The 23798-nt window shown below is 37.8% G+C and carries 20 protein-coding genes and 2 tRNA genes; 10 read left to right on the plus strand and 12 right to left on the minus strand.

Annotation, left to right across the window (positions count from 1 at the left end; genetic code table 11):
• Positions 1–38: 38 nt before the first annotated feature.
• Positions 39–824: a diadenylate cyclase CdaA gene (gene cdaA, locus P278_RS10240; protein ID WP_038266251.1), complete on the plus strand. Its 786-nt coding sequence runs from the start codon at positions 39–41 to the stop codon at positions 822–824.
• Here cdaA and P278_RS10245 read toward each other — a convergent pair.
• Together P278_RS10245 and truA are read right to left on the minus strand one after the other, a co-directional pair.
• On the minus strand, positions 821–2587 hold the full coding sequence (locus P278_RS10245) for an ABC transporter ATP-binding protein (protein ID WP_038266254.1): 1767 nt from the start codon (positions 2585–2587) through the stop codon (positions 821–823). The two genes, cdaA and P278_RS10245, sit on opposite strands and share 4 nt — an antisense overlap.
• Before the next feature lie 3 nt (positions 2588–2590).
• Positions 2591–3334: a tRNA pseudouridine(38-40) synthase TruA gene (gene truA / locus P278_RS10250; protein ID WP_038266256.1), complete on the minus strand. Its 744-nt coding sequence runs from the start codon at positions 3332–3334 to the stop codon at positions 2591–2593.
• A gap of 143 nt (positions 3335–3477) precedes the next feature.
• On the opposite strand from truA, the gene P278_RS10255 reads away from it, so the two are divergent.
• Positions 3478–3975 (plus strand): metallophosphoesterase family protein, encoded by a 498-nt coding sequence (locus P278_RS10255; protein ID WP_038266259.1) that lies wholly within the window; start codon positions 3478–3480, stop codon positions 3973–3975.
• A 57-nt stretch (positions 3976–4032) separates the two neighbouring features.
• On the opposite strand, the gene P278_RS10260 is transcribed toward P278_RS10255, so the two are convergent.
• Positions 4033–4443 (minus strand): DUF4293 domain-containing protein, encoded by a 411-nt coding sequence (locus tag P278_RS10260; protein WP_038266262.1) that lies wholly within the window; start codon positions 4441–4443, stop codon positions 4033–4035.
• 188 nt (positions 4444–4631) lie between these two features.
• Here P278_RS10260 and rho point away from each other — a divergent pair, with 188 nt between their 5' ends.
• A complete protein-coding gene (gene rho, locus P278_RS10265; protein WP_038266264.1) occupies positions 4632–6338 on the plus strand; it encodes a transcription termination factor Rho in 1707 nt (568 codons plus the stop codon).
• Between the two features lie 927 nt (positions 6339–7265).
• Here the strand turns inward: rho and rpsT are convergent.
• From rpsT to proS, 4 genes are all read right to left on the minus strand, one after another.
• Positions 7266–7520, minus strand: coding sequence for a 30S ribosomal protein S20 (rpsT, locus tag P278_RS10270; protein ID WP_038266267.1), 255 nt, complete (start codon positions 7518–7520; stop codon positions 7266–7268).
• A 69-nt stretch (positions 7521–7589) separates the two neighbouring features.
• Positions 7590–7661 (minus strand) — tRNA-Glu (locus P278_RS10275).
• 79 nt (positions 7662–7740) lie between these two features.
• Positions 7741–7812, minus strand: a tRNA-Glu gene (locus tag P278_RS10280).
• An 80-nt stretch (positions 7813–7892) separates the two neighbouring features.
• Positions 7893–9371, minus strand: a complete 1479-nt coding sequence (proS, locus tag P278_RS10285) for a proline--tRNA ligase (protein ID WP_038266270.1) — start codon at positions 9369–9371, stop codon at positions 7893–7895.
• A 101-nt stretch (positions 9372–9472) separates the two neighbouring features.
• Here proS and P278_RS16515 point away from each other — a divergent pair, with 101 nt between their 5' ends.
• From P278_RS16515 to P278_RS10330, 7 genes are all read left to right on the plus strand, one after another.
• Entirely contained in the window at positions 9473–10639 is a 1167-nt protein-coding gene (locus P278_RS16515) for a hypothetical protein (protein ID WP_152973928.1), read from the plus strand.
• A gap of 36 nt (positions 10640–10675) precedes the next feature.
• Positions 10676–12202 carry an OmpP1/FadL family transporter gene (locus P278_RS10305; protein ID WP_038266280.1) on the plus strand — a complete coding sequence of 509 codons (1527 nt, stop codon included), beginning with the start codon at positions 10676–10678 and terminating at the stop codon, positions 12200–12202.
• A gap of 220 nt (positions 12203–12422) precedes the next feature.
• Positions 12423–13103, plus strand: coding sequence for a GTP cyclohydrolase I FolE (gene folE / locus P278_RS10310; RefSeq protein ID WP_038266282.1), 681 nt, complete (start codon positions 12423–12425; stop codon positions 13101–13103).
• 121 nt (positions 13104–13224) lie between these two features.
• The gene (cysS, locus tag P278_RS10315; protein WP_038266284.1) at positions 13225–14709 is read left to right on the plus strand and encodes a cysteine--tRNA ligase; all 1485 of its coding nucleotides are present in this window, start codon (positions 13225–13227) and stop codon (positions 14707–14709) included.
• A gap of 48 nt (positions 14710–14757) precedes the next feature.
• Positions 14758–15000, plus strand: coding sequence for a membrane protein insertion efficiency factor YidD (gene yidD, locus P278_RS10320; protein WP_038266286.1), 243 nt, complete (start codon positions 14758–14760; stop codon positions 14998–15000).
• A 99-nt stretch (positions 15001–15099) separates the two neighbouring features.
• Positions 15100–15954: a prolipoprotein diacylglyceryl transferase gene (gene lgt / locus P278_RS10325; protein ID WP_038266288.1), complete on the plus strand. Its 855-nt coding sequence runs from the start codon at positions 15100–15102 to the stop codon at positions 15952–15954.
• A 4-nt stretch (positions 15955–15958) separates the two neighbouring features.
• Complete coding sequence (locus tag P278_RS10330) at positions 15959–16453, plus strand: DUF192 domain-containing protein (RefSeq protein WP_038266290.1); 495 nt, start codon at positions 15959–15961, stop codon at positions 16451–16453.
• A gap of 81 nt (positions 16454–16534) precedes the next feature.
• On the opposite strand, the gene P278_RS10335 is transcribed toward P278_RS10330, so the two are convergent.
• The 5 genes from P278_RS10335 to P278_RS10355 form a co-directional block, all read right to left on the minus strand.
• On the minus strand, positions 16535–17944 hold the full coding sequence (locus P278_RS10335) for a TlpA disulfide reductase family protein (RefSeq protein WP_051413516.1): 1410 nt from the start codon (positions 17942–17944) through the stop codon (positions 16535–16537).
• Between the two features lie 10 nt (positions 17945–17954).
• Positions 17955–19433, minus strand: coding sequence for an aspartyl protease family protein (locus P278_RS10340; RefSeq protein WP_038266292.1), 1479 nt, complete (start codon positions 19431–19433; stop codon positions 17955–17957).
• A gap of 102 nt (positions 19434–19535) precedes the next feature.
• On the minus strand, positions 19536–20921 hold the full coding sequence (locus P278_RS10345; protein WP_051413519.1) for a TlpA family protein disulfide reductase: 1386 nt from the start codon (positions 20919–20921) through the stop codon (positions 19536–19538).
• Between the two features lie 7 nt (positions 20922–20928).
• Positions 20929–22152 (minus strand): thioredoxin family protein, encoded by a 1224-nt coding sequence (locus tag P278_RS10350; protein WP_082436133.1) that lies wholly within the window; start codon positions 22150–22152, stop codon positions 20929–20931.
• 152 nt (positions 22153–22304) lie between these two features.
• Positions 22305–23795 (minus strand): PKD-like family lipoprotein, encoded by a 1491-nt coding sequence (locus P278_RS10355; protein WP_038266297.1) that lies wholly within the window; start codon positions 23793–23795, stop codon positions 22305–22307.
• Positions 23796–23798: the final 3 nt, after the last annotated feature.

Here is a 23798-nt window from a genome sequence, read left to right on the forward strand (position 1 = left end):
CAACTAATTTTTCTATTTTTACATAAAAGACAAAGCATTTGGATTTTCTCGACTTTTTAGACTTCAAGCTTATAGACATCATCGATATCGTTTTGGTGGCATTCTTGTTTTATTATGTCTATAAACTTGTTAAAGGAACCGTAGCCATTAATATTCTTATAGGCATCATCATCGTGTATTTAATATGGTTGCTCACCAAAGCCTTACAGATGGAGTTGCTCAGCAATATTTTCGGAGCCTTTATCAGTGGTGGTGTATTTGCCCTTATTGTAGTATTTCAGCAGGAGATCAGAAAATTTCTCCTCATGGTCGGATCGACCAACTTCGCCAGTAAGCGCAATTTTGTTCGTCATTTTAAATTCTTAAAAAATGAACAACTGACGACGCTGACTGATGTTAATGCCATTCTCACAGCCTGTGAAAAAATGGGCAACACAAAAACAGGGGCCATTATTGTTTTAGAGCGAAACAACTCTTTAGATTTTGTGAAAGGTTCCGGAGACAAAATGAATATTGAAGTAACCGCTCCAATCCTGGAAAGCATTTTCTTTAAAAACAGTCCGCTACACGATGGTGCCGCTATTATTCAGGATAATTATGTGGTAGCCACCAGGGTAATCCTTCCTGTCTCTAACGAACGTAATATACCGCTACGATTTGGTTTGCGACACAGAGCTGCAGTAGGAATTACAGAAAAAACAGATGCACTGGCTTTAGTTGTGAGTGAAGAAACCGGCCAAATTTCTTATATCAAAAATGGAGAGTTTGTATTATTTAAAGACCTGTCGGAATTAGCAAATACAATCACCAAAGATCTAACCTAAACCACTTCTTCCTGCATAAATTGCACCTCATAAAGGTTTCTATAGTAGCCGCCCTCAATTTTAAGCAATTCTTTATGAGTCCCCTCTTCAACAATATTCCCGGAATCCATCACTAAAATCTTATCTGCCTTCTTAACAGTAGCTAAACGGTGTGCTATTATAATAGAGGTTCTGCCTTCGGTTATTTTCTTTGTAGCTTCCTGAATTAATTCTTCAGAATAGGAGTCTACAGATGAAGTAGCTTCATCTAATATCAAAATACTCGGATTGCTTACGTAAGCTCTCAAAAACGCAATCAGTTGTCGCTGTCCACTAGACAACATCCCTCCTCTTTCTTTAACATTATAATGATAGTTACCCGGAAGACTCATAATAAAATCATGAATTCCAATTTGCTTGGCTGCCTCCACAACTTCAGCTTCCGTGATATCCGGATTTTTTAAAGTGATATTATTAAAAATCGTGTCCGCAAACAAGAACACATCCTGCAATACGATGGCAATATGCTTTCGCAAGGAAGGAAGGGTATAATTGTTCACCGAAACACCATCAACGGTAATTTCACCGGAATTAATATCGTAAAATCGGTTTAACAGGTTTATGATTGTTGATTTCCCTGCTCCGGTCGCACCTACAATAGCAATGGTTTGTCCGGCTTTGGCTTCAAAAGATATACCATGTAATACTTCTTCTTCTTCAAGGTAACCAAAACGCACATCATTAAATGCCACATCACCATTAATGACCTCGGCTTCTAAATCTCCTTTATCTTCTATTTTACTGTCTGTATCCAAAATACCAAATACGCGGTTGGCAGCCACCATCCCCATTTGAAGGGTGTTAAACTTATCAGCTATCTGACGAAGTGGCCTGAACAACATCTGCGTTAACTGAATAAACATAAAGATCACCCCCGGAGTAAAACTTGATTGTTGTGCATCCTGTAAAACCGCATACCAAACTATAAGTCCTATCGTTACCGAAGACATCAATTCAGCTACCGGAAAAAATATTGAGTTATACCAAACTGTTTTCAACCAGGCATTCTGATGCTTTTCATTAATTTGTTTAAAGCGTTCATATTCCTCTTTCTCTCTCCCAAACAGCTGAACGATCTTCATTCCGGAAAGTCGTTCCTGTACGAAAGAGTTTAACTGAGAAACCTGTGCCCTAACCTCAATGAAAGCAACCTTCATCGCTTTTTGAAAGAGTCTTGTCGCATAAAGAATGATAGGCATTACCGCAAAAACAATCAAGGCCATTTTCCAGTCAGCATATAACATTACCCCGGCAACAACGGTCATCTTCAAAAGATCACTGATGATCATAAACAAACCATCACTGAATATGGCAGCGATACGTTCAATATCACTAACTGCCCTGGTTACCAAAACCCCTACCGATGAGTTGTCAAAATACTTCATCTTAAAGCTCAGTAAATGTTCAAAGAGTTTAATCCTTAAATCTCTAATAATCGACTGCCCTAATAGGTTCGCATAGTAGACAAACAAAAGCTGGCATACCACTTCAAAAAACAACAGGCCAATCATCAATAAGGAGAAAATCAACAGTCCGTAGTCGTCTTTGGTAACTATATAATCATCGACTGTTATCATAAGTAAATAAGGTCTTGCTACCGCAAAACCAGAAAGTAAAACTGCCGCCAAAGCAACTCCATAAAATATCAGCTTGTATGGGCTGGAATATTTCATCAAGCGATTGAACAGCGATAAATCGAATGCTTTTCCTTTTTCTTTACTCATGTATTACTTTGTAATTGAGGATGGATATTTAACCTTCACCAAATATAAACCATGTGCAGGAACTGAAACCCCTGCTTTGCTTCTATTTTTGCTTTCGATGATTTTTTTAACATCATCTTTAGAAATTTTACCCTTTCCCACGTCCAATAAGGTCCCAACAATTGCCCGTACCATATTGCGTAAAAAACGATCTGCGGTTACTGTAAATACCAATTTTTCACCATCGTACTTCCAGTAAGCTTCTTTCACATCACAGAAATATGTTTTCACATCTGTATTAGATTTGGAGAAGCACTGAAAGTCTTTAAACTCAAATAACAATTTGGCAGCATCATTCATCGCCTCCACATCCAGATCATACTTTAAGTAATAAGCAGCATACGTTAAAAAGGGATTCTTTCTTGCTGTGATCCAATATTCATAGGTTCTTTCAATGGCATCAAACCGCGTATGTGCCTCATCGTCCACTAAAAACAAATCATGAACCGCAATATCGGCAGGTAAAAATGAATTCAATTTCTTTTGGAGGACTAATACATCAAGAGATTCGTCAACATCAAAATGTGCATACATTTGTTTAGCATGCACCCCTGTATCGGTTCGACCTGCACCTATCACCTTGATCTCCTTTCTCAATAATGTCGACAATGCCTTTTCCAGCATTTCCTGAACGGTAATTCCGTTAGGCTGTATTTGCCAGCCATGGTAATTCTTTCCATTATATGAGAACTCTAAAAAATACCTCAATTGAATTTATTTTTATTTCAAATGGCAAAGATACAAAGGAAGTTGGAAGTTTGATTCTTCATTTATACGAACATTTAATTCACAGAACCTTCATTTCTCTTTAACTTTGAAATCACAAATTCAGAAATCTTCAAATTTAATTAATGACAAACGTATTATTACTCTCTGACACGCACAGCCATCTCGACAATCAAATACTTAAATATGTCGCCCAGGCCGATGAAGTATGGCATGCAGGAGATATTGGGGACCTACAGGTCACAGATACTTTAAAGTCACTCAAGCCGCTTAGAGCCGTTTATGGAAATATTGATAATGATAAGGCCCGATTAGAGTTTCCTGAAAACAATCGATTTACTTGTGAAGCCGTAGATGTCTGGATTACACATATCGGTGGTTATCCGGCAAGATATGACCGAAGAATCAAAGAAGAAATTACCAAAAACCCACCCAAGCTTTTTATATGCGGCCATTCTCATATTCTGAAGGTTATGTGGGACAAAAAATTAAATTTACTTCATATGAACCCGGGAGCAGCCGGCAAACATGGGTTTCACAGCGTTCGAACCATGCTGAGATTTGTTATTGATGGTGATCAAATTAAGAATCTTGAGATTATCGAATTAGAAAAACGGAAATAAAAAAGTCCGGAAATAACTCCGGACTTTCTACGCACTAATAATACTAAGATGTTAGGCTTATCGCAACCGATCTACTGATTTTACAAGATCTTCATCCTTCTTAATGGCTCTATTGGCTAACACTAATAAAACGATAGAAACAATCGGGAGAAGCATCCCAATACCCTTCTCAGAAACTCCAGTTTCTCCGGATAAACTTAGTGATCGATAAACGAAAAATCCTAGTAAAAAAAGGTTTAATATCATGTTCAACCTGTTTAAAACAAATTGATTTTTCCTATTCTTATACTTAAATAAACTCACTACGGCCAATACTGCAGAAATTCCAAACAGACTACTGTATAAAATTTCATTAGACGCATACACCTCCATTCCTTTCGCATCTGTCCACAGATTTAGAAAGAAAGGCAAAACTCCACTTACGAGTAATACCATTAAAAGATATAGGCTTTGTATTCTTTGTATCATTTCTTTAAGTCTCCGGCAAAAATAACAGTTCTTTTTTAAAAACAATGTTTGTTTTTTAAAATTAATTTGTAATATTGCGGTAACAATTCACAATTAGTACATTACGAAACACTTTTGTACTTCGAATAAATCATATTCATCATTTTTGTTTCATAATTACCTCGAACCAATAATTCATATTAGTTTACATGTTTGATATTTCGGATTTAAAAGCAAAGAAACTTGCCGAGTTACATGAAATCGCAAAAGTAGCTGGTATTAGTAAATACAGGTCCTTAAAAAAAGACGATCTGATTTACCAAATACTTGATGTGCAAGCATCTAGTCCAGAAGTAGTAAGTAAGGAACCTTCATCTAATGAACATAAACCTGCCAGAACTACCAACGAACCCAAAGAACGCAAAAAGCGTACGCGGGTAAAGAAAAGTACCACCATGCGTGTTGCTGACAATACTAAAAAAGAAACTCCACAAAAGGAATCTCCCAAAATGGAACAACCTACCAAGGAAGCCCCTAAAAAGGAGGCTCCAAGGAAGCAACCTAATGAAACAGGAGCTGATGCAGAAAAAATAGAAAAACCTGTTATGAAACCGGAAGACCGAAAGGAGCACAAAAAGACCCAAACCAAAAAAGAACCTCAAAAAAAGAGAGAGAAACCACAAGAGCAGAAGTCTAAACCTCAGCCACAACACAAAAAGCAATCTCATCATAACCAAAACCAAGACCGTGACAACTACGATAAAGACAAGAAGCAACGTTATCGCGACCCTGATTTTGAATTCGACGGAATTGTAGAAAGCGAAGGTGTCCTAGACATTATGCAAGATGGATATGGATTTTTACGCAGCAGCGACTACAACTACCTTTCTTCTCCTGATGACATCTATGTATCGCAATCGCAAATCAGATTGTTCGGATTAAAAACAGGTGATACGGTTAAAGGAAGTATCAGACCTCCTAAGGAAGGTGAAAAATATTTCCCTTTAATAAAAGTTAGTAAAATAAACGGCCTAGACCCTCAAGTGGTTCGGGACCGTGTCTCTTTTGAGCACTTAACCCCGTTATTCCCTCAGGAGAAATTTAATATAGCAGACAAACAAAGTACGATCTCTACCAGAATTGTTGATCTATTCTCACCAATAGGAAAAGGTCAACGTGGAATGATTGTATCACAGCCTAAAACAGGTAAAACGATGCTTCTAAAAGACATCGCTAATGCCATTGCTGCAAATCATCCTGAAGTTTACCAACTTATATTATTAATCGATGAGCGTCCGGAAGAGGTTACCGACATGCAGCGTAATGTAAGAGGTGAAGTAATCTCCTCTACATTCGACGAACCTGCAGATCGACATGTAAAGGTTGCCAATATAGTTCTCGAAAAAGCAAAACGTCTGGTAGAATGCGGACACGATGTTGTAATTTTACTTGACTCGATCACCAGATTAGCACGTGCCTACAACACAGTTCAACCTGCGTCAGGTAAAGTTTTGAGTGGGGGTGTTGATGCTAACGCTCTTCACAAACCTAAACGTTTCTTTGGTGCAGCCAGAAACATTGAAGGTGGTGGATCTTTAACGATCATCGCTACTGCTCTTGTAGAAACCGGATCTAAGATGGATGAGGTGATCTTCGAAGAATTCAAAGGAACAGGTAACATGGAACTTCAGTTGGATCGCAGAATTGCCAACAGACGTATATTCCCTGCCATTGACCTTATCTCTTCTTCTACACGTAGAGATGATATGCTACTTGACGAAACAACCGTTCAGCGCTTGTGGATTCTTAGAAAGTATTTAGCAGATATGAATCCTGTTGAGGCCATGGAGTTCATGGAGTCAAGAATTAAACAAACACAAAACAACGAGGAGTTTTTACTTACGATGAATCAGTAATAAGAACATCAGTTTTATTCATATAGAAGTAAAAAAATCCCTTGCGTTGGCAAGGGATTTTTTTTATATCTGCACTTAACGTAATACTGAAGAATCAACCGGCACCATTCAGGCTCCTGACAAACGCTTTCCACCACAAACCATCACACCTGCTCCTTTGTGATTTCCACCTTCAAATAACAGCCGCTAAACAGCCGGATCTTATATGATGAGTTCAACCATCTTTATCACAGCATCAAAATATTCCGTAACGAATGCCGAATGACAGGTGGGAGTGATCAGTGGAACGTGGATTCCGCAATAAATGCGGAATGACATTGGGTGCGGAACGAGACTGGGAGTGAGAACGTTCGGAAGGGAATGGATTTCGCAATAAATGCGGAATGGCATCAGAATAAAATGGTCTGATTCCTGTTACTGTATTAATGGATTAAGTATAGCATCAAAAGATTCCATAACGAATGCCGAATGACAGGTGGGAGTGATCAGCGGAACATGGATTCCGCAATAAATGCGGAATGACATTGGGTGCGGAATGACAGATCGAAGTGTGCAATTAATACTGTGAGCAATACCAGACGGAAGCAGTCTAAAAGACAAGTTCAATGCTATTATTTTTTTCCAAAGATCTTAATCCATTTTTCAACCCACACACAACTTTTGAGATTGATCCATCAAAACACTCCACAAAGAGCCATAACAAACGCTCTAAACACATCTGTGGATATTACACCTAAAACGAGTAAAGCAACCGTTTAAAATGAAACGAACTACACTTTAAATACTATAAAGGCATTATTAAAAAGGAAAGAATAACAAGGAGTCCTTATAAAAACAACACTCCTCACCAGTTGAGTAGTACAAACAAAAAAGCGCCTTGCAATACCTGCAAGGCGCTTTTAAATATTATTACAGCGTCTGTTCTAATTACGCTAAGCTTTCCACTCTTTTCGTTAAGCTAGATTTTAAGTTACCAGCTTTGTTCTTGTGAATAATGTTCTTTTTAGCCAACTTGTCTATCTTACTGATCACACCTGGCAACAACTCTTCTGCAGCTTTCTTATCTTCTGTACCTCTTAACTTCTTGATTAAGTTACGTACAGTTTTATGCTGATATTTGTTTCTTAAGCGAACAGCTTCGTTTCTTCTAATTCTCTTTAATGCTGACTTGTGATTTGCCATTTTCTTAATTTTTATTACAGCGGTAGAATAAATTCTATCCTACATCCTAAAATTTTAAAATAAATTCTGTAGCCCGTAGGGGAATCGAACCCCTGTTTCCAGGATGAAAACCTGGCGTCCTAACCCCTAGACGAACGGGCCATCGTTAATAAAGATAAACATAAAAAAGAACTTTGAATCTTTTCATGTATTTTTCTTTTTAACTATTTCAGTGAACTTGTAGCCCGTAGGGGAATCGAACCCCTGTTTCCAGGATGAAAACCTGGCGTCCTAACCCCTAGACGAACGGGCCATTATTTTCTCAATTGCGGATGCAAAAATACAACTATTTTTAAACGATGCAATAGTTGAAAATAATTTTTTTAAAAAAATTTAATATGCCTTAGCAAAAAGCACTCTCCTATTCGATGGTTTTCCGCTAAATACGCAGGTTCCCGCTTCTTCTTGAGAATCTAGAGGAACACATCGAATTGTTGCTTTTGTAAGCTCCTTAATCTTATCTTCAGTCTCTGGGGTACCATCCCAGTGAGCCAAAACAAATCCTCCCTTAACTTCCAGAACTTCCTTAAAGTCTTCAAAAGTATCTACCTTCGTTATGTGCTCTTTTCTATAATTTAAGGCATTGTTATATATATTCTCCTGAATATCCTCTAACAAAGCCGCTATTTTATCCACGACCTCATCTGCCGGAACAATCTCTTTTTCCAAGGTGTCCCTACGCGCTACTTCAAATGTATTATTCTCCATGTCGCGTTTCCCTATGGCAAGGCGCACCGGAACCCCTTTTAACTCATATTCATTAAACTTCCATCCCGGTTTGTGGGTATCGCGGTTATCAAACTTTACCGATATACCTTTAGCTCTTAACTCTTTGATTAATGGCTTCACCCTTTCGGAAATCGCATCTAATTGCTCATCTCCTTTATAGATTGGTACAATTACCACCTGTATTGGCGCCAACCTTGGCGGTAAGACCAAACCATTATCATCGCTATGCGTCATAATAAGCGCCCCCATTAAACGTGTTGAAACACCCCATGAAGTTGCCCAGACATAATCTTGTTTACCTTCTTTATTAGCATACTTAACATCAAAAGCTTTTGCAAAGTTCTGGCCTAAGAAATGAGAGGTTCCTGCCTGCAGAGCCTTCCCGTCTTGCATTAAAGCTTCTATACAATATGTCTCAACCGCACCTGCAAAACGTTCGCTTTCGGTTTTTAATCCTTTAACCACCGGAACTGCCATAAAGTTTTCAGCAAACTCAGCATATACATGCATCATTTGCTCCGCCTCCTCTATAGCCTCTCTTTCGGTTGCATGAGCGGTATGCCCTTCTTGCCATAAAAACTCAGCTGTACGCAAAAATAATCGCGTACGCATTTCCCAACGAACGACATTTGCCCATTGATTGATCATAATCGGAAGATCTCTGTACGATTGTATCCAATTCTTATAAGTATTCCAGATGATCGCTTCACTGGTCGGTCTGACAATTAACTCTTCTTCAAGTTTAGCCTCAGGATCTACCATCAACTTCCCTTCCTTATCAGGATCATTTTTTAACCTGTAGTGAGTTACAATTGCACATTCCTTTGCAAATCCCTCTGCATTTTTTTCTTCTGCTTCAAAAAGACTTTTAGGAACGAATAAAGGAAAATAAGCATTCTCATGCCCCGTTTCTTTAAACATTCTATCGAGTTCCGCTTGCATATTTTCCCAAATGGCATATCCATACGGCTTAATAACCATACACCCTCTAACTCCTGAATTTTCAGCTAAATCCGCTTTAACTACTAATTCATTATACCATTTAGAATAATCTTCACTACGTTTCGTTAACTTTTTACTCATATATGGAAGTTTGGCACAAATCTTGCGACTTAGATTAATAAAAAGAATAGTTTGGCAAAACTAACTATTTTTGTTATGTTCAACAATAAAAATTTGCAATGATGAGAACGCAGATCACACTAAAAAAAATAGGCTTACCCTTTGGAGCTGTTATGGCTGCGTTATTGCTATATTCATGTGGTTCGTACCAGGAAGCTTCATATTATAACAATGACGGCATTTACGGTACCTCTTCCAGCGCTTACCAACAAACTGAAGAGGCCAATAATTCCAGAAATGAAGATGTCAGCATCACTAACTACGAAAATTACTTTCAACGAACAGGTGAGCAACTTGAATACATTCAAAACCAAAGAGCAGAAAGTGAAATCTTTACTGATATTGATAGTTATGCAAGTAGAGATCCTAATGATTCTTTAGATTATTCTGACGGTAACAATTTAACTTATAAATACGCCCAGGCAGGATGGGGAGATGAACCAGACGACATCTCTATTAATGTTTACAATGATTACTGGGGATCTCCATATTGGGGTTGGGGTTATGGCTACGGATATGGCTGGAACAATTATTACTGGAACAATTATTACTGGGACTGGTATTACCCATGGGGTGGATACTGGGGCGGATACTGGGGTCCATACTACGGTGGATGGTATGGCGGCTGGTATGGTGGCTGGACCTGGGGCTGGGGTGGTTATTATCCCTATTACCCATACTACCCAAATTACTACCATGGCAACTATCCATACGGAAGAACCTATGCATATAGCGGTACACGTCGTAGTTCCTATGACACCCGACGTACCAGAACCTCTGACATTAACTCAAGAAACATAAGAAGAGGAGCCTCTTCCAGAGAATACACAACGAGTAACAGACGTAGTACTGACAGATCAAGTGTAAACCGAAGAAGTGTCGATCGATCTGCTATCAATACACGAGGATATCGCAATTCTTCACGCGTTGGAGTAGACAGAACTTCATCAAGAAGAACAGATGGCTATGTTCCTAGCAATCGTTCAAGGGTATATCGAAACAGTACAGGAACCAACAGAAGTTCAGGTAATTATTCGAACAGGTCTTCTTCCAGCAGTCGTACTTATTCGGCTCCGACGTCATCTTCCAGACGATCAGGCAGCAGCTATACTCCTAGCCGATCTTCTTCTTCAAGAAGCAGCGGTAGTGTACGAAGCAGCAGCGGAAGTTCCTCCAGAAGTAGCGGAGGAGGAAGAAGTAGTGGTGGTCGCCGAGGCGGAGGCCGTTAATAATCAATCTAAACTTTTGAACTCAATCATTTAATTATGAAAAAAATAACAACACTATTCGCGGTTTGTGCAACCGCCTGGATGGGGTCTGCTCAAAATATTAATGATGTAGTAGACTACGGAACAACCACGCTCAACGGATCTGCTCGTTATCAGAGTATGAGTGGCGCCTTTGGAGCCCTTGGAGGAGATCTTTCGAGCCTCAATATTAATCCTGCAGGTTCTGCAGTTTTCAACCATGGAGCCGTCACCTTTTCCGGAACCAGCTATAATAACAAAATTCGAAGCGGCTATTTCAACACCTTTAACGAAAGCACTGAAAATGATTTCAGACTTAATCAAATCGGTGGTGTTATGGTTTTCAATAGCACTCAGGCGAATAGCAATTGGAATAAACTAGCATTAGCATTCAATTATGAATACTTAAATAACGGAGACACCGAGTTCTTTTCAAATGGGTTAAGCAATCAATCGATCGATCAATACTTTTTGAACAACGCCAATGGGTTTTACCTGGATGAAATCAGTGCCTTGCCTGGCGAATCCGTTTCAGATGCCTATTACGAAATTGGCTCGGATCCGAATCTGGGATATCCGGCGCTGCAAGGTCTTTTAGGATATGAAGGTTATATCGTTAATAGTGTCGATGAAAACGACCCGAATAACACCTCCTATTTCAGTAATGCCAATTACACCAATGTAAACCAGGAATACTATTCAAGCAGAAGAAGCGCAGACAGCAAATTCACGGCTAACATGGCTACCATGTTCAATGACAACATATACCTGGGGGCAAATCTTAACTTCTATAATATTGACAGAGAGCGTTACAATTGGTTGTATGAAGACGGATATAACACCAATAGCAACTTACAAAGTGTTTACTTTGAAAATTTATTGCGCACTTTTGGAAATGCTTTTTCTTTCAACGTAGGTGCCATAGCCAAACTAAACGACATGGTGCGTGTCGGACTGAGCTACCAATCTCCTACCTGGTATAATCTTACAGATGAACTACAACAATATGTAGAAACCGATGTGTACATCGATAATAACCTCGAATATATTACCGTCGACCCAAGAGTCATTTTTGTATTTCCTGATTATGATGTACAACTTCCTTCGAAGTATACCGGAAGCCTTGCCATGGTTTTTGGAAAACACGGTTTGCTTAGCCTTGATTATAGCTATCAAGACATGTCTCGTGCCAAACTAAAACCAACTCAAGATCCTTATTTCGCAAATGAAAACACTCGAATCTCCAATAACCTTAAAGGAGTTTCTTCCTTTAGACTGGGGGGTGAATACAGAATTAGCAGATTGAGTTTAAGAGCCGGTTATCAATTTGAGGAAAGTCCGTATAAGTCCGGGAACACGGTTGGAGACCTAACCGGCTATTCATTAGGTTTGGGATATAATTTCGGGGCCGTAAGTTTTGATGCCGGGTTTAGTCAGCTACAAAGAGAATATGACTATCAGCTTTACGATACAGGGCTAACCAACACCACACGGTTAGACAAAGAATCAACAAATGTAACTCTTTCGGCAACAATTAAACTTTAAAACATCATTTCCCGATCATAAAATCGGGATTAAAAAAGCCAGGAAAATGTTTATTTTCCTGGCTTTTTTGATGATTCCGTTAATTAATTACTAAAATAATTTGCAAGGATTCGCAATCATTACCTACTAACACTATAAATATGTATCTTTGCCAGCACTTTATAAAAGTAACTGGTTGAAAATTAAGAAAACAGCCTTTTAAGGCATTAAACTTTAGTGAATGAAAATAGATAAAGCACTAGAAGAGCAGTATGAAGAGTTTGGCAACGAACATGCTATGTCTTCGGCAGAAACGCCATTGAGAGATGATGCTTTTGACCTATCAGACAGTGAAAAAATAGAACGCATAGAACAGGATGTTTATAGTATTATGGAAACTCTTGGTTTAGACCTTACAGATGACAGTCTTAGAGGAACACCAAGAAGGGTAGCTAAAATGTTTGTTCAAGAAATATTTGGAGGATTACATCCTCAAAAGAAGCCAAATGCATCGACATTTGAAAACAAATATAAGTACGGTGAAATGCTGGTAGAAAAAAACATTACCGTTTACTCTACCTGCGAGCATCACCTACTCCCTATTGTGGGCAGAGCCCATGTCGGTTACATTTCTAACGGGAAAGTTGTTGGACTTTCTAAAATGAATCGTATCGTTGACTATTTTGCAAAGCGCCCGCAAGTTCAGGAAAGAATGACCATGCAAATTGTTCAGGAACTACAAAAAGTATTGAACACTAAAGATGTTGCCTGTGTTGTTGACGCAAAACACCTTTGTGTAAATTCAAGAGGTATCAGAGATATTGAAAGTAGTACTGTTACTGCAGAATTTGGCGGTAAGTTTAAAGACCCGGCTGTTCGAAGAGAATTTTTAGATTACATCAAATTAGATACTGAATTTTAATTTTTATAATTAAATTCACTTCTTGAAAATATAAACTTAAGGCGATAAGGACTCACCTCCTCATCGTCTCATTTATTAAAAGAAGCTATTTAACAGATCAAATCCGATAAAGACATAAACAATGCAATTATACCAAAAAAACGAGCTTAAAATATACAATTCACTTTCCGGTAAAAAAGAAGTCTTCAAGCCTATCAATGAAGGTTATGTTGGAATGTATGTGTGCGGCCCAACGGTATATAGCAATGTGCACTTAGGTAATGTCAGAACCTTTATGTCTTTCGACATGATCTATCGCTACCTGAAACATCTTGGATATAAGGTACGCTATGTCCGTAATATTACCGATGCCGGACATTTAGAAAACGATGCAGACGAAGGAGAAGATCGAATTGCAAAAAAAGCACGGTTGGAACAACTGGAGCCTATGGAAGTGGTACAACGCTATACTGTTGATTTCCATAACATCCTGAATAAATTCAATTTCCTTCCACCTAGTATTGAACCAACAGCTACCGGCCATATCATAGAACAAATTGAAATCATTAAAGACATTATAAACAATGGTTTTGCTTACGAAGTAAATGGTTCTGTTTATTTTGATGTTTTAAAATTCAATGAATCCGATCACTATGGTGAACTCAGTGGCAGGAAGATCGAAGATCTTATTCACAACACGAGAGAGACTGCCGGACAAACGGATAAGAAGAACCCTCAGGACTTTGCGTTATGGAAAAAGGCAGAACCTCAGCACATCATGCGTTGGCCTTCACCATGGAGTGATGGTTTCCCCGGATGGCATCTGGAATGCACAGCCATGAGCACCAAATATCTTGGTGAACATTTTGACATTCATGGCGGGGGAATGGATTTAAAATTCCCGCATCACGAATGTGAAATTGCACAAAATAAAGCAGCCAAAGGCACCTCACCGGTAAACTACTGGATGCATGCCAATATGCTTACGCTTAACGGAAAAAAAATGGCTAAGTCGACAGGTAACAACATCCTGCCAAATGAAATTTTTAGCGGTGATAATAATATCCTTAGCAAGGCCTTTAGTCCAACTGTAGCCCGCTTTTTTATATTACAAGCGCATTACAGAAGCATTCTGGATTTTAGTAATGACGCATTACTTGCCTCTGAAAAAGGTTTTAACCGCTTAATGGAGGCTATCAGCTTCCTGGATCAATTGCCTACTGGTGATCAGTCTGATTTAAACGTTCAGGAATGGATAGACTCCTGCTATCAGGCCATGAATGATGATTTTAACACCCCTATTCTCATCGCTCAGTTATTTGAGGCTGTGAGGCATATTAATCTCATCAAAGAGGGGAAAGAACAAATTACAGCTGAAGATCTGAAGCTTTTCAAAGAAAGGATAAATGCTTTTACATTTGATATTCTTGGCTTACAGGATATAGCAGAAACCGGAGACGATCAATCTGATAAATTATCAGGAGTAGTAGACTTGCTAATTAACTTAAGAGCTGAAGCTCGCGCCAATAAGGATTTTGCTACCTCAGATAAAATAAGAGACGAATTAGCGGCTTTAGGAGTTCAGCTGAAAGACGGTAAAGACGGAACAACCTTTACGGTCAATTAACAGGACTGTTGGCCGGAAAGTTAGGCAAACGATTTTCAGGCAATACTTATGTTGAAAAAAATTCTCATAGCACCTTTTATTTTTTTGGTACGGTTTTATCAGGTAGTTATTTCTCCATTAACTCCTGCTGCCTGTCGCTATACTCCCACCTGTTCTCAATATACCCTGGAGGCATTAAAAATCCATGGTTTATTTAAAGGAGGGTGGATGGCTACCAAAAGAATATTAAGTTGTAATCCCTGGGGAGGAAGTGGTTATGATCCGGTTCCGGAAAAAAAACATAAGCACTGAAATTAACACTATGAGATTTTGTTCTGCACTTATTTCAAATCCCAAAAATTTTCCAACCAAAATACCTATATTTACTACATAAACTGAAATTTAACCTATATGCACTTTCTAAGTTTTACCTGGAATGCCGATGATGTATTGTTCCAAATTGGCCCCATTGCCATACACTATTACAGTTTAATGTTTGTGATCGCTTTTTCGTTAGGCTATTATATAATGAAAAAGATCTATAACAATGAAAAGGTTCCTTTGGAATATTTAGACACCTTATTCATTTATGTGGTCGTGGCTACGTTGCTAGGAGCAAGGCTTGGTGAAGTATTTTTCTACAGCTGGGATTATTATAAAGACCACATGGTTGAAATATTACTCCCTATCCGGGAAGCACCGGGCAAAAGCATATTTGGTTTCATTGAAGGCTATGAATTTACCGGGTTTAGAGGATTAGCCAGTCATGGTGCCGCTATCGGCATCATTGTAGGAATGTTTTTATACCGAAGAAAGTATCAGTATAAGTCCATCATGTGGATATTAGACAGGGTTGTAATTCCTGTAGCCTGTGGTGCTATTTTTGTAAGGCTTGGAAACTTTTTTAATTCTGAAATCGTAGGGAAACCAACGAATTCTAACTTCGGTATCATCTTCGAAAAACTCGGGGAAGATTTTCCAAGACATCCTGCTCAACTTTATGAATCTTTTGGGTATATCTTTGTGTTCAGCATATTATACTACCTCTACTGGAAAACTGATAAAAAAGATAAGCCCGGGTATTTGTTCGGAACTTTCTTAGTGCTTCTATGGACGGTTCGATTCTTTGTTGAATTCGTTAAGGAAAGTCAGGGTGGATTCGAGTCTTCTTTAGGAAATATTTTATCGACAGGACAGTGGCTAAGTATTCCATTTATAGCACTTGGTATCTTTATGATGATGCGTGCCAACAAAAAAATAGTTTAAGAATATGAACATCAGAAGAACCCTTTATATTGTATCTGCCTCCTTTCTCATTGGAGGTATTACCTATCAATGTAAAAAGGCCGAAGACAAAAAAATAATTTCGGACGAAATCACTTTCACCAAAGAGGGAACCCTTCAAATTTATGATAACGACTCCCTTTTGGTAGATAATATAGATATTGAAATAGCAGAGAATGAATATGAGCGGCAAACAGGCTTAATGTACAGACAAAGCATGCAAGAAAAACAAGCCATGCTCTTTATTTTTAAGGATGAAGAACCCCGTTCTTTTTATATGAGAAATACCCTCATTTCACTGGACATCATTTACCTTAACAAAGATCTTAAAATCGTCAGTATTATTAAGGATGCGAAACCTAAAGATGAAACCTCTCTGCCTTCAAAAGCTCCTGCCCAATACGTATTAGAAGTTAATGCGGGTCTTGTAGATCAATGGGGATTAAAGGAAGGTAATCACATCAAATTCACCCGAGACTAACAACTATTCAAACTAAACATATTGAATAAAGAACGCCATCTATAACTATAGATGGCGTTCAAAAACAGCTATGGTTGGAAATTACTTGGTACTGACACCAAGTAGACGATCTAATTGTTTCCTAAGCAAAGGGTTTGAGGGTCTTGAAGCGTTTGTTGATATAATTTTACCTTCTTTATCGAACAACAAAAATCTTGGAATGGCATTTATTTCATAATTCTGGGCAATACCCGATTTAAAAGCTTTATCGGCCATTAATTGAACACCCCCTAAAGATTCGTTTTTAACGAAATCCTTCCACTTCTGCTTGTCTTTAATAGCATCTACTGAAATACTCATGAATACAATATCCTTATCCTTGTAATCGTGTTCAATTTCTTTTAGAAATGGAATTTCTTTTTTACAAGGTCCACACCATGTAGCCCATACATCAATGTAAACATACTTCCCCCTGAAATCAGAGAATGAAACCGGGTTACCTTCGATATCGTGATACGTAAATTCAAAACCTGGCTGACCCACTTCTTTATGCAATACCTTCTCATATTCGAGCAAATATGCCTTACTTTTTTCAGAAGTTAAGTATTGATATAAAGGCGGTATAACAACCTTGTACTCTTCTTCATTCAACCTTAATCTTTTAAGCTCTTCCAAAGCATAAACTTCTTTAATCCTGGCGTCCGAAATGGCTTCCAGGTTGGTTTTAATAATATCCACCTTGGCAATTCGCTTCTTTAAATGAAGAAAGTTGTAATAGAAAAAGTAATCATGTATATAACTCAATCCGTTTCCTAATCTTAAAATATCTTTATCAGAAAACTTCACTCCATCCGTAACTATGTGAGCATAAGCCTCCGGTTTCTCATCACCTTTCGGATGACTTACTCGTGGCAATCTAAAAAAGTGAAACAACTCTCGCTCAAAATCGACCTGAACAGCAAGTTTCAAAAATTCATTGAACTCTTCGTCTTTGGTGTTGATACTATTTTTAAAATCATTCACCATTTTCAATCCTTCATTCTCAACAAAAGGATAAAAATCCTTGTAAGTTTTAAGCACGGATAACAAATTAAACTGAGCAAAGACATCGTTAATTTCATTAGCTTTTTGCACTAGTTTGTTGTGCCCTATTCTTTTTCCTTTTAATTCGTAATCAGACTCATCAATCGCAATTTGAATTTGCAGGCCTGGTTCGAGATACAACCTGATTAACTGTTCTCTGTTTCTAGCATTATTTTGACCATATTCAATATAATAAAAGCCCGGGGTAGTAACAGGTAGCGAAAATGCAAAAACCCCCTCTTCGTTTATTAGTGTACTGGTATGGGTTTCCGGCTGACCGTCTACCACATGGTTTAACACAACCTCCTTTTGCTTTACGTCAAAATTAAAGTGCCCCTCAATAGTAACAATGTCTGATTTGTTTTTAGCAATGCTAAGGTGTGTTATAAGTATCGCAAACAACCAGGTAAATAAAATTCTTCTATTCATAATTATTGGTTTAAAGTGTTATCTGTTTTGAATTATCATCCTGTGTAATATTAAAGGTGACAGGATTAGGCTCACTATTTTTTAAGGCATTCATTTTATCAGCCTCCATCAATTCTGCAGCAGAATTTCCATTAATAGTATGAACCAATGCCCCGCTTTTTATTCCTTGTCTTTCTGCTTTCGATCCGCGCACTACTGAATTCACAACCATCTCCTCATCCTTAAATAAGATATTGACTCCTGATATAGTAAACCCAAAAGGCTGATGGTATCCTTGGTTGGGTTCGAGGTAAATGAGGTTATGGAGAACATCAATAGTGAAATTAAACCTTCTGATGATTTCAAACCCTACTGAACCATCATGACTAGCCCACTCTTTATTGGTTTCATCGTATTCCTGTACTGCTCCCTGAACATTATTAAATACATATGTACCCAACGCTATTTTAGAAAAGTTCCCCAACTTGATCCTGGATTGGTGTCCAAAACTAAAATTAGTTGAGTAGTAGTCTGCTTTTACTTCTTGATATAGTCCATGTTGATGACTAAATGGTCCAAAAGAGATTATGTTGTACCCGGCTCCCGTATCAAATACATATTCCCCACTTATAGCCTTGCCATTCGCTAATGACACTTCTGTTCTAATAACCGGAAGCATCCCGGAATAATCAATCTTTAATGCCGTTCCCTGGCCATTAAATTCGCCGAGGCTATAGAGTTCTATTTCCTGAGTATCGAAATTCACCTTAGTAATAAACCTTGCCAATAAATTTCCTCCGAATAAACCATCAAATCCCTTTCTGATCGTTGGAAAAACCACAAGGTTTTGCTTGTCTATGGAAACACCTCCAAGCTGCATAATATTACCTTTAGAATACTTTACCTGGGCAGATGCTCCTACCACAGAAGTAGAACGATTTACGACATTCTTTATATTTACTTTTTCGGCCATCTCCTCAGTAAGGGCAATTCCATCAGCTCCGGTATCGAAAAGCATGGTGAATTCTTCCGAACTATCATTGAATCTGGCTTTTACAGCGATCGCTCCATTTATTATCTCAAAAGGAACTTTGGCTACCATCTCAGATTTCTCATAACGATTCACCTTGTATAGCTGGTCGAACAAATCTGTATATTGTATTTTACCGTCTTTATCAAAAACTATGTAAGAAGCATAATCCTTTTGACCTTTAAAGAAATACTTCGCTTTAACCTTATACAAGCCATTCGAAAGCGTATTGCTTATCAGCTGCAAGGAATCTAATTGAAAATAATTTTCAACAATACTTTTTAGCATCGGATCGGTGGTAGGGTTTTGATATACCCCAATACTAAACTCCGCACTCAATAAGGGTTTAATTTCATTAAAACTCTTAAGTTTAAAGCCCTTTTCGAATGCATTGAGGGTCTGACGCCATGGCGCTGTGCCACTGGTTTGCCCAAGGGCACATTGCATTCCAAGCAGGAAAATCCAAAATATATGTTTCATGATATTTTTTTAAGAAGATACCAGGGGTTTAAAAGGTGGTGCAACGTACCCCTGGTATTGTGCTAATTACTAACTCTGACTAATTCAAATAATTAAAAAATGTTACACCTTTAAACTCTTTAATTTCTTCTCTAAATCTTCACTAGAAGGCCTGTAAGCATCATACATTAATAAGTTCCCTTCACTATCGATCAAAATAAATCGCGGTATTCCGGCGATTTGATAGAAATCAAAAAAGGACTTATTCTTTGTATACCATTCTCCTCCTGCATATAGTTGTAACCAACCATGTGGGTTTTTTGGGTCTTTTATGAATTTCTCCCAGGCTGGTTTATCCTTATCAATAGACACTCCCATAAAGTGGAAGTCATCTTTATATTGATCATATAGCTTAGCAAAAAATGGAGCCTCATATTTACATGGTTTACACCAGGTGGCCCAAACATCGATAAGGATGGGTTTTCCTTTAAAACTTTCTAATGTGGCTTCCTTACCACTACTATCAATAAATACAAAATCTGGAGCTTTTACTCCCGGCAGGTAAGGATTTATTTGCTCTTCTTTATATTGCTCCAGCGTTTTCAAGTCTGATTCGGATGAAACTAAAGGACCATAGATCTTCTCTTTATTGAAAAATATCTCTCCGAATAACTTTCTGTTTACCAATTCCTCTAATGCCAGTGCTGAAATTATTTGAGGATCATGAAGCGCCTTTAACTCATTTGCATAAACAGTATCATAATCTAATGTAGACCGATTATTACGATAATCATATTTGTAAATAAAGGCATACCTCAAATAATTTAATGATAGATTATGGCCATTGTAAAAGTTGCTCAAGACAACGTTTTTATATTTATCGTCCTTATAAAGTCCATTATACTCTTCTGGAAGTTCATTTTTTGCAGGATAAATCCCTTGTGGATTCATCCATATATGCAATAAAAACCAATCCCTTTCCAAAGGCATCATCGTAGTAAAGTACTCGCTATATTCCTTACTTTCCGGAAGATTTGTACTCAAAGAATCTGATGTTTTGAAAAAGTTTTTTACGGTCTTCAACTTCTCCTCAAACGAAGACAACCTAAAACCAGGAGTTTTAAATACGGCTGTATTTTCTTCTTGCCATTTGGTAAAGTGTTCGTGAACCTTCGGATTATTAGAAGCTGTAATTTTGAACTCCTTTCCAAACTGAGCACTTAAGATATCTCCAGGCATTAAATATATCTTATCCTTTGGATAGCGCTCCCCAATTGCATAAACCCCCGGTTCCGATAGCGCATATTCGTAGGTGAATTTGCCTTCTTTCAGTGCTATGGTATCCATCGGAGTAAACTTTCCTGCCTGAACCTCATAAATAAAGATTTCTTCAATTTCTTCATCAGCCTTTGAGGTGCTATACTCCCCTGATATCTTTACCTTATCATTCTTCGAACACCCTGTTAGCACTGATACCAAAATAAACAGTGCAAATAATTGTTTTTTCATTGCCTTATTAATTAAAATTAAACGGTTTAAAATCCTTTACAGCTTTTACTTCAAAGGTTTCCTGAGCCTTCTCAGCTATAGCCAAGCGTAGTTCTTCAATATTGTCCTCATTTAAACCAAAAGAACTCCGATACTCTTCAATACCTTCTAAGTGCTCCTTCGCTTGCTTATAATCACCTAGATATAACCAAATCGCAGCCATTTTATATCGATCTCCCTGACTATACCTATCAACCTTACTCCCTTGATAAAGTTTTAGCAATTCTTTCAAGACTTTTTGATCACTTTTATACGTATTGATTAAAGCTCCGCAGGCATTACTTATCTCCACCCAATGGCTATCTGAATTCTGAAGCTTCAACAATAGCCAGTCTATATTTTCGGTTTCTTCATACAGTGGCAGGTAATATTGTTTCACACTAAGCCCTTGCCATTTATCTTCAGGCATTAATGTTTTTACATTACTTAAAAAGTTTTCGTAAAACTTCATATCCCCTGAGTTGGCAGCATAAGTTTTCGCATAAGACACCTTTTGCAGGGTACTCATTCCTACCCTGGTATTTCCATACATGGCTGCAAATTCGATTAAATGATCGAGGTAAAACTTGGCGAAAGCCCCTTCTCTTACAAACTTCATCATGATCAAAAAAGAAATCTCATCCATATGATCTTCATGTTCTTCGAGGAATTGATTTAATTCTGCCTGAGAAACTGTCAGCTTTTTTGTTTCAAAAAACCCCTTATAAAATGAAGGATAATTTATTTCGAAAGAATTTGAATAGACCAGGTATTTACCTGCATGATAATCTATCAAAGCTTGATTTAAAAATCCGGTCAGATTATCTTCTCCCTGAAACCCGCCAAACACATTAATCGTTTGACCTTTTGGCGACAGTATTAAAAAACTAGGAAATCCGGTAATCGCAAATTTCTTCATCATTTTTAAACCTAATTCCTTTTCACCTTCTTTAAACACATTGATTTTATAAGCTATAAAATCTTCGTTTAATAGTTTAGCTACAGATTCCTTTGGAAACACATTCTCATCCATCTGCTTACAGGGCATACATCCCGTAAAATACAGATCGATAAAAACAGGCTTATTTTCATCTTGAGCTTTAGCCATTAACTCCGTAAAAGATCCGGTAAAAAATTTGGTTTGGGCACTCAACATTGATGATAACAACATCATTATAAAGCAAATACCATATGACTCCTTTAATATTTTCATTTGATTCAGTGTTATAATTTAGACATGGACGTTCCTGTCCACTTTTTCAAAAGCAGCTTATACTAACAATCCTAAATAACGAGGATATCTTTAAAGAACCGTATTATTAATTAAGAGAGAAGGTTTTACCTTCTCTCTTAATTTTATATCTATTATCGCTGACGATAAGAAAGACTCACTATTTTTCCGAAGCCTTCATATGACTGCTCCAAAGTAAGATCACCGTTAACTGCAGGAACACTATAAATTTCCATAGTACCATTAGCAGCCCCAGCATCATAGCTAGCCACAATTAACTTTTTCGAAACCGGAGACCTCTTTATATAGGTAACCAATGAAATATCGTTTGCTCCCTTATCCAACATAAGTTTAGACGTTTTTAAACCTAAGTCATATTGATAGAGTTTACTCCCCACATTATAGAAGATATATCCAAACGTAGGATCGATGGCATAATTATCTGCATTTACCATATCAGCAGCTATTTCAGCCGGAATCTGATCATAACCTACCTGAGATATCACAGAATTCCAACGTCGGGATGCCATTCTCGCAAGGAAAAGATCGTTGTTATCCGGATCTTTCAAAAGTGCAAAAACCTCTCCTCCATTATAATCAGTCCTTTTCATGTAAACTAACTCCTTGTTACCGGTATGGTAACTAAAGTATGAACCATCAGCCATTTCATAACATTCCTTCGTATTATACGGGTGTCTTACGAAACGCTTATTGGTATTATCGTAAAGTACATCAGATCCATACCCATCTGCAGCTCCAAGGAATGGTGCCGCCTCAAAATATTGCGTTTCACCGTTCACGATATTAATAGGAAGATCATAATTCCATCTGTAAATTCTAAACCAGTAATAGAAATTACCATCACTATGCATCAAGCTTGACCAACTCCCCACTTCTTCAATAAAATCTGCTTTAAAATCTGTAGGAACATTAGACAACATTTCAAAAGATAAGTAATCTTCAAGAGCCCATCCAAATGTATCCGGATCAATCTTGGTCGTACCAGTTTCGCTACTGGTTAGATAAATACCGTATTTTTGAGCATCGTATGGGAAACAATACACATTCTCAGGTGCCCCTTTAAGGGTAAGTTCAGAACCTACATAATCTAAAACATCCGGAATAAATTTATACTGGTTATCTATATACGACAACATATCAAGTCTTGCCGCTCCATTAACATCACTCATCGCCAACCACCCTTCATAGATCGTGGTCTTAACGGTAATTTTAAACTTTTTCACCCAATACACGCCTGTTTCCTTGTCGGTGACGCGGAAATACCCACTATACTCACCAGGAGTAAGCTTTAAAGAGGTTACGTCTAAGTTTTTCGTATCACCTAACAGGAATTCTTCCTGATCGGCCGGCACTAAACTAGGATTGATGGCACTCCATTTATATTCATAATTCTGATCATCAACATCACTATCAAGGGTAAACTGAAGTTCAGTAGTTATTTTAAACGGTTCTCCGGTTAAAGCTTCATACTCGCTTTCTATTCCGTTAATGGTCACTTCATTGATCTCCGAATAATCATAATTACCCAGATCTTCAGCACAAGCACTTAAAAATAAGACTAGTACAAGGCCTAAAATGTATTTTGTTTTTAAATATCTTCTCATAAC

The organism is Zhouia amylolytica AD3, assembly GCF_000511935.2.
Classification (GTDB): domain Bacteria; phylum Bacteroidota; class Bacteroidia; order Flavobacteriales; family Flavobacteriaceae; genus Zhouia; species Zhouia amylolytica.

Excerpts from the sequence above, each read along its gene's own strand:
- P278_RS10335 (WP_051413516.1), bottom strand. The coding sequence starts at position 17,944 with ATGAATAGAAGAATTTTATTTACCTGGTTGTTTGCGATACTTATAACA.
- yidD (WP_038266286.1), top strand. The coding sequence starts at position 14,758 with ATGTTGAAAAAAATTCTCATAGCACCTTTTATTTTTTTGGTACGGTTT.
- P278_RS10340 (WP_038266292.1), bottom strand. The coding sequence starts at position 19,433 with ATGAAACATATATTTTGGATTTTCCTGCTTGGAATGCAATGTGCCCTT.
- folE (WP_038266282.1), top strand. The coding sequence starts at position 12,423 with ATGAAAATAGATAAAGCACTAGAAGAGCAGTATGAAGAGTTTGGCAAC.
- P278_RS10255 (WP_038266259.1), top strand. The coding sequence starts at position 3,478 with ATGACAAACGTATTATTACTCTCTGACACGCACAGCCATCTCGACAAT.
- P278_RS10350 (WP_082436133.1), bottom strand. The coding sequence starts at position 22,152 with ATGAAAATATTAAAGGAGTCATATGGTATTTGCTTTATAATGATGTTG.
- P278_RS10305 (WP_038266280.1), top strand. The coding sequence starts at position 10,676 with ATGAAAAAAATAACAACACTATTCGCGGTTTGTGCAACCGCCTGGATG.
- P278_RS10260 (WP_038266262.1), bottom strand. The coding sequence starts at position 4,443 with ATGATACAAAGAATACAAAGCCTATATCTTTTAATGGTATTACTCGTA.
- P278_RS16515 (WP_152973928.1), top strand. The coding sequence starts at position 9,473 with ATGAGAACGCAGATCACACTAAAAAAAATAGGCTTACCCTTTGGAGCT.
- cysS (WP_038266284.1), top strand. The coding sequence starts at position 13,225 with ATGCAATTATACCAAAAAAACGAGCTTAAAATATACAATTCACTTTCC.
- P278_RS10355 (WP_038266297.1), bottom strand. The coding sequence starts at position 23,795 with ATGAGAAGATATTTAAAAACAAAATACATTTTAGGCCTTGTACTAGTC.
- P278_RS10330 (WP_038266290.1), top strand. The coding sequence starts at position 15,959 with ATGAACATCAGAAGAACCCTTTATATTGTATCTGCCTCCTTTCTCATT.
- rho (WP_038266264.1), top strand. The coding sequence starts at position 4,632 with ATGTTTGATATTTCGGATTTAAAAGCAAAGAAACTTGCCGAGTTACAT.
- P278_RS10345 (WP_051413519.1), bottom strand. The coding sequence starts at position 20,921 with ATGAAAAAACAATTATTTGCACTGTTTATTTTGGTATCAGTGCTAACA.
- P278_RS10245 (WP_038266254.1), bottom strand. The coding sequence starts at position 2,587 with ATGAGTAAAGAAAAAGGAAAAGCATTCGATTTATCGCTGTTCAATCGC.
- proS (WP_038266270.1), bottom strand. The coding sequence starts at position 9,371 with ATGAGTAAAAAGTTAACGAAACGTAGTGAAGATTATTCTAAATGGTAT.
- rpsT (WP_038266267.1), bottom strand. The coding sequence starts at position 7,520 with ATGGCAAATCACAAGTCAGCATTAAAGAGAATTAGAAGAAACGAAGCT.
- lgt (WP_038266288.1), top strand. The coding sequence starts at position 15,100 with ATGCACTTTCTAAGTTTTACCTGGAATGCCGATGATGTATTGTTCCAA.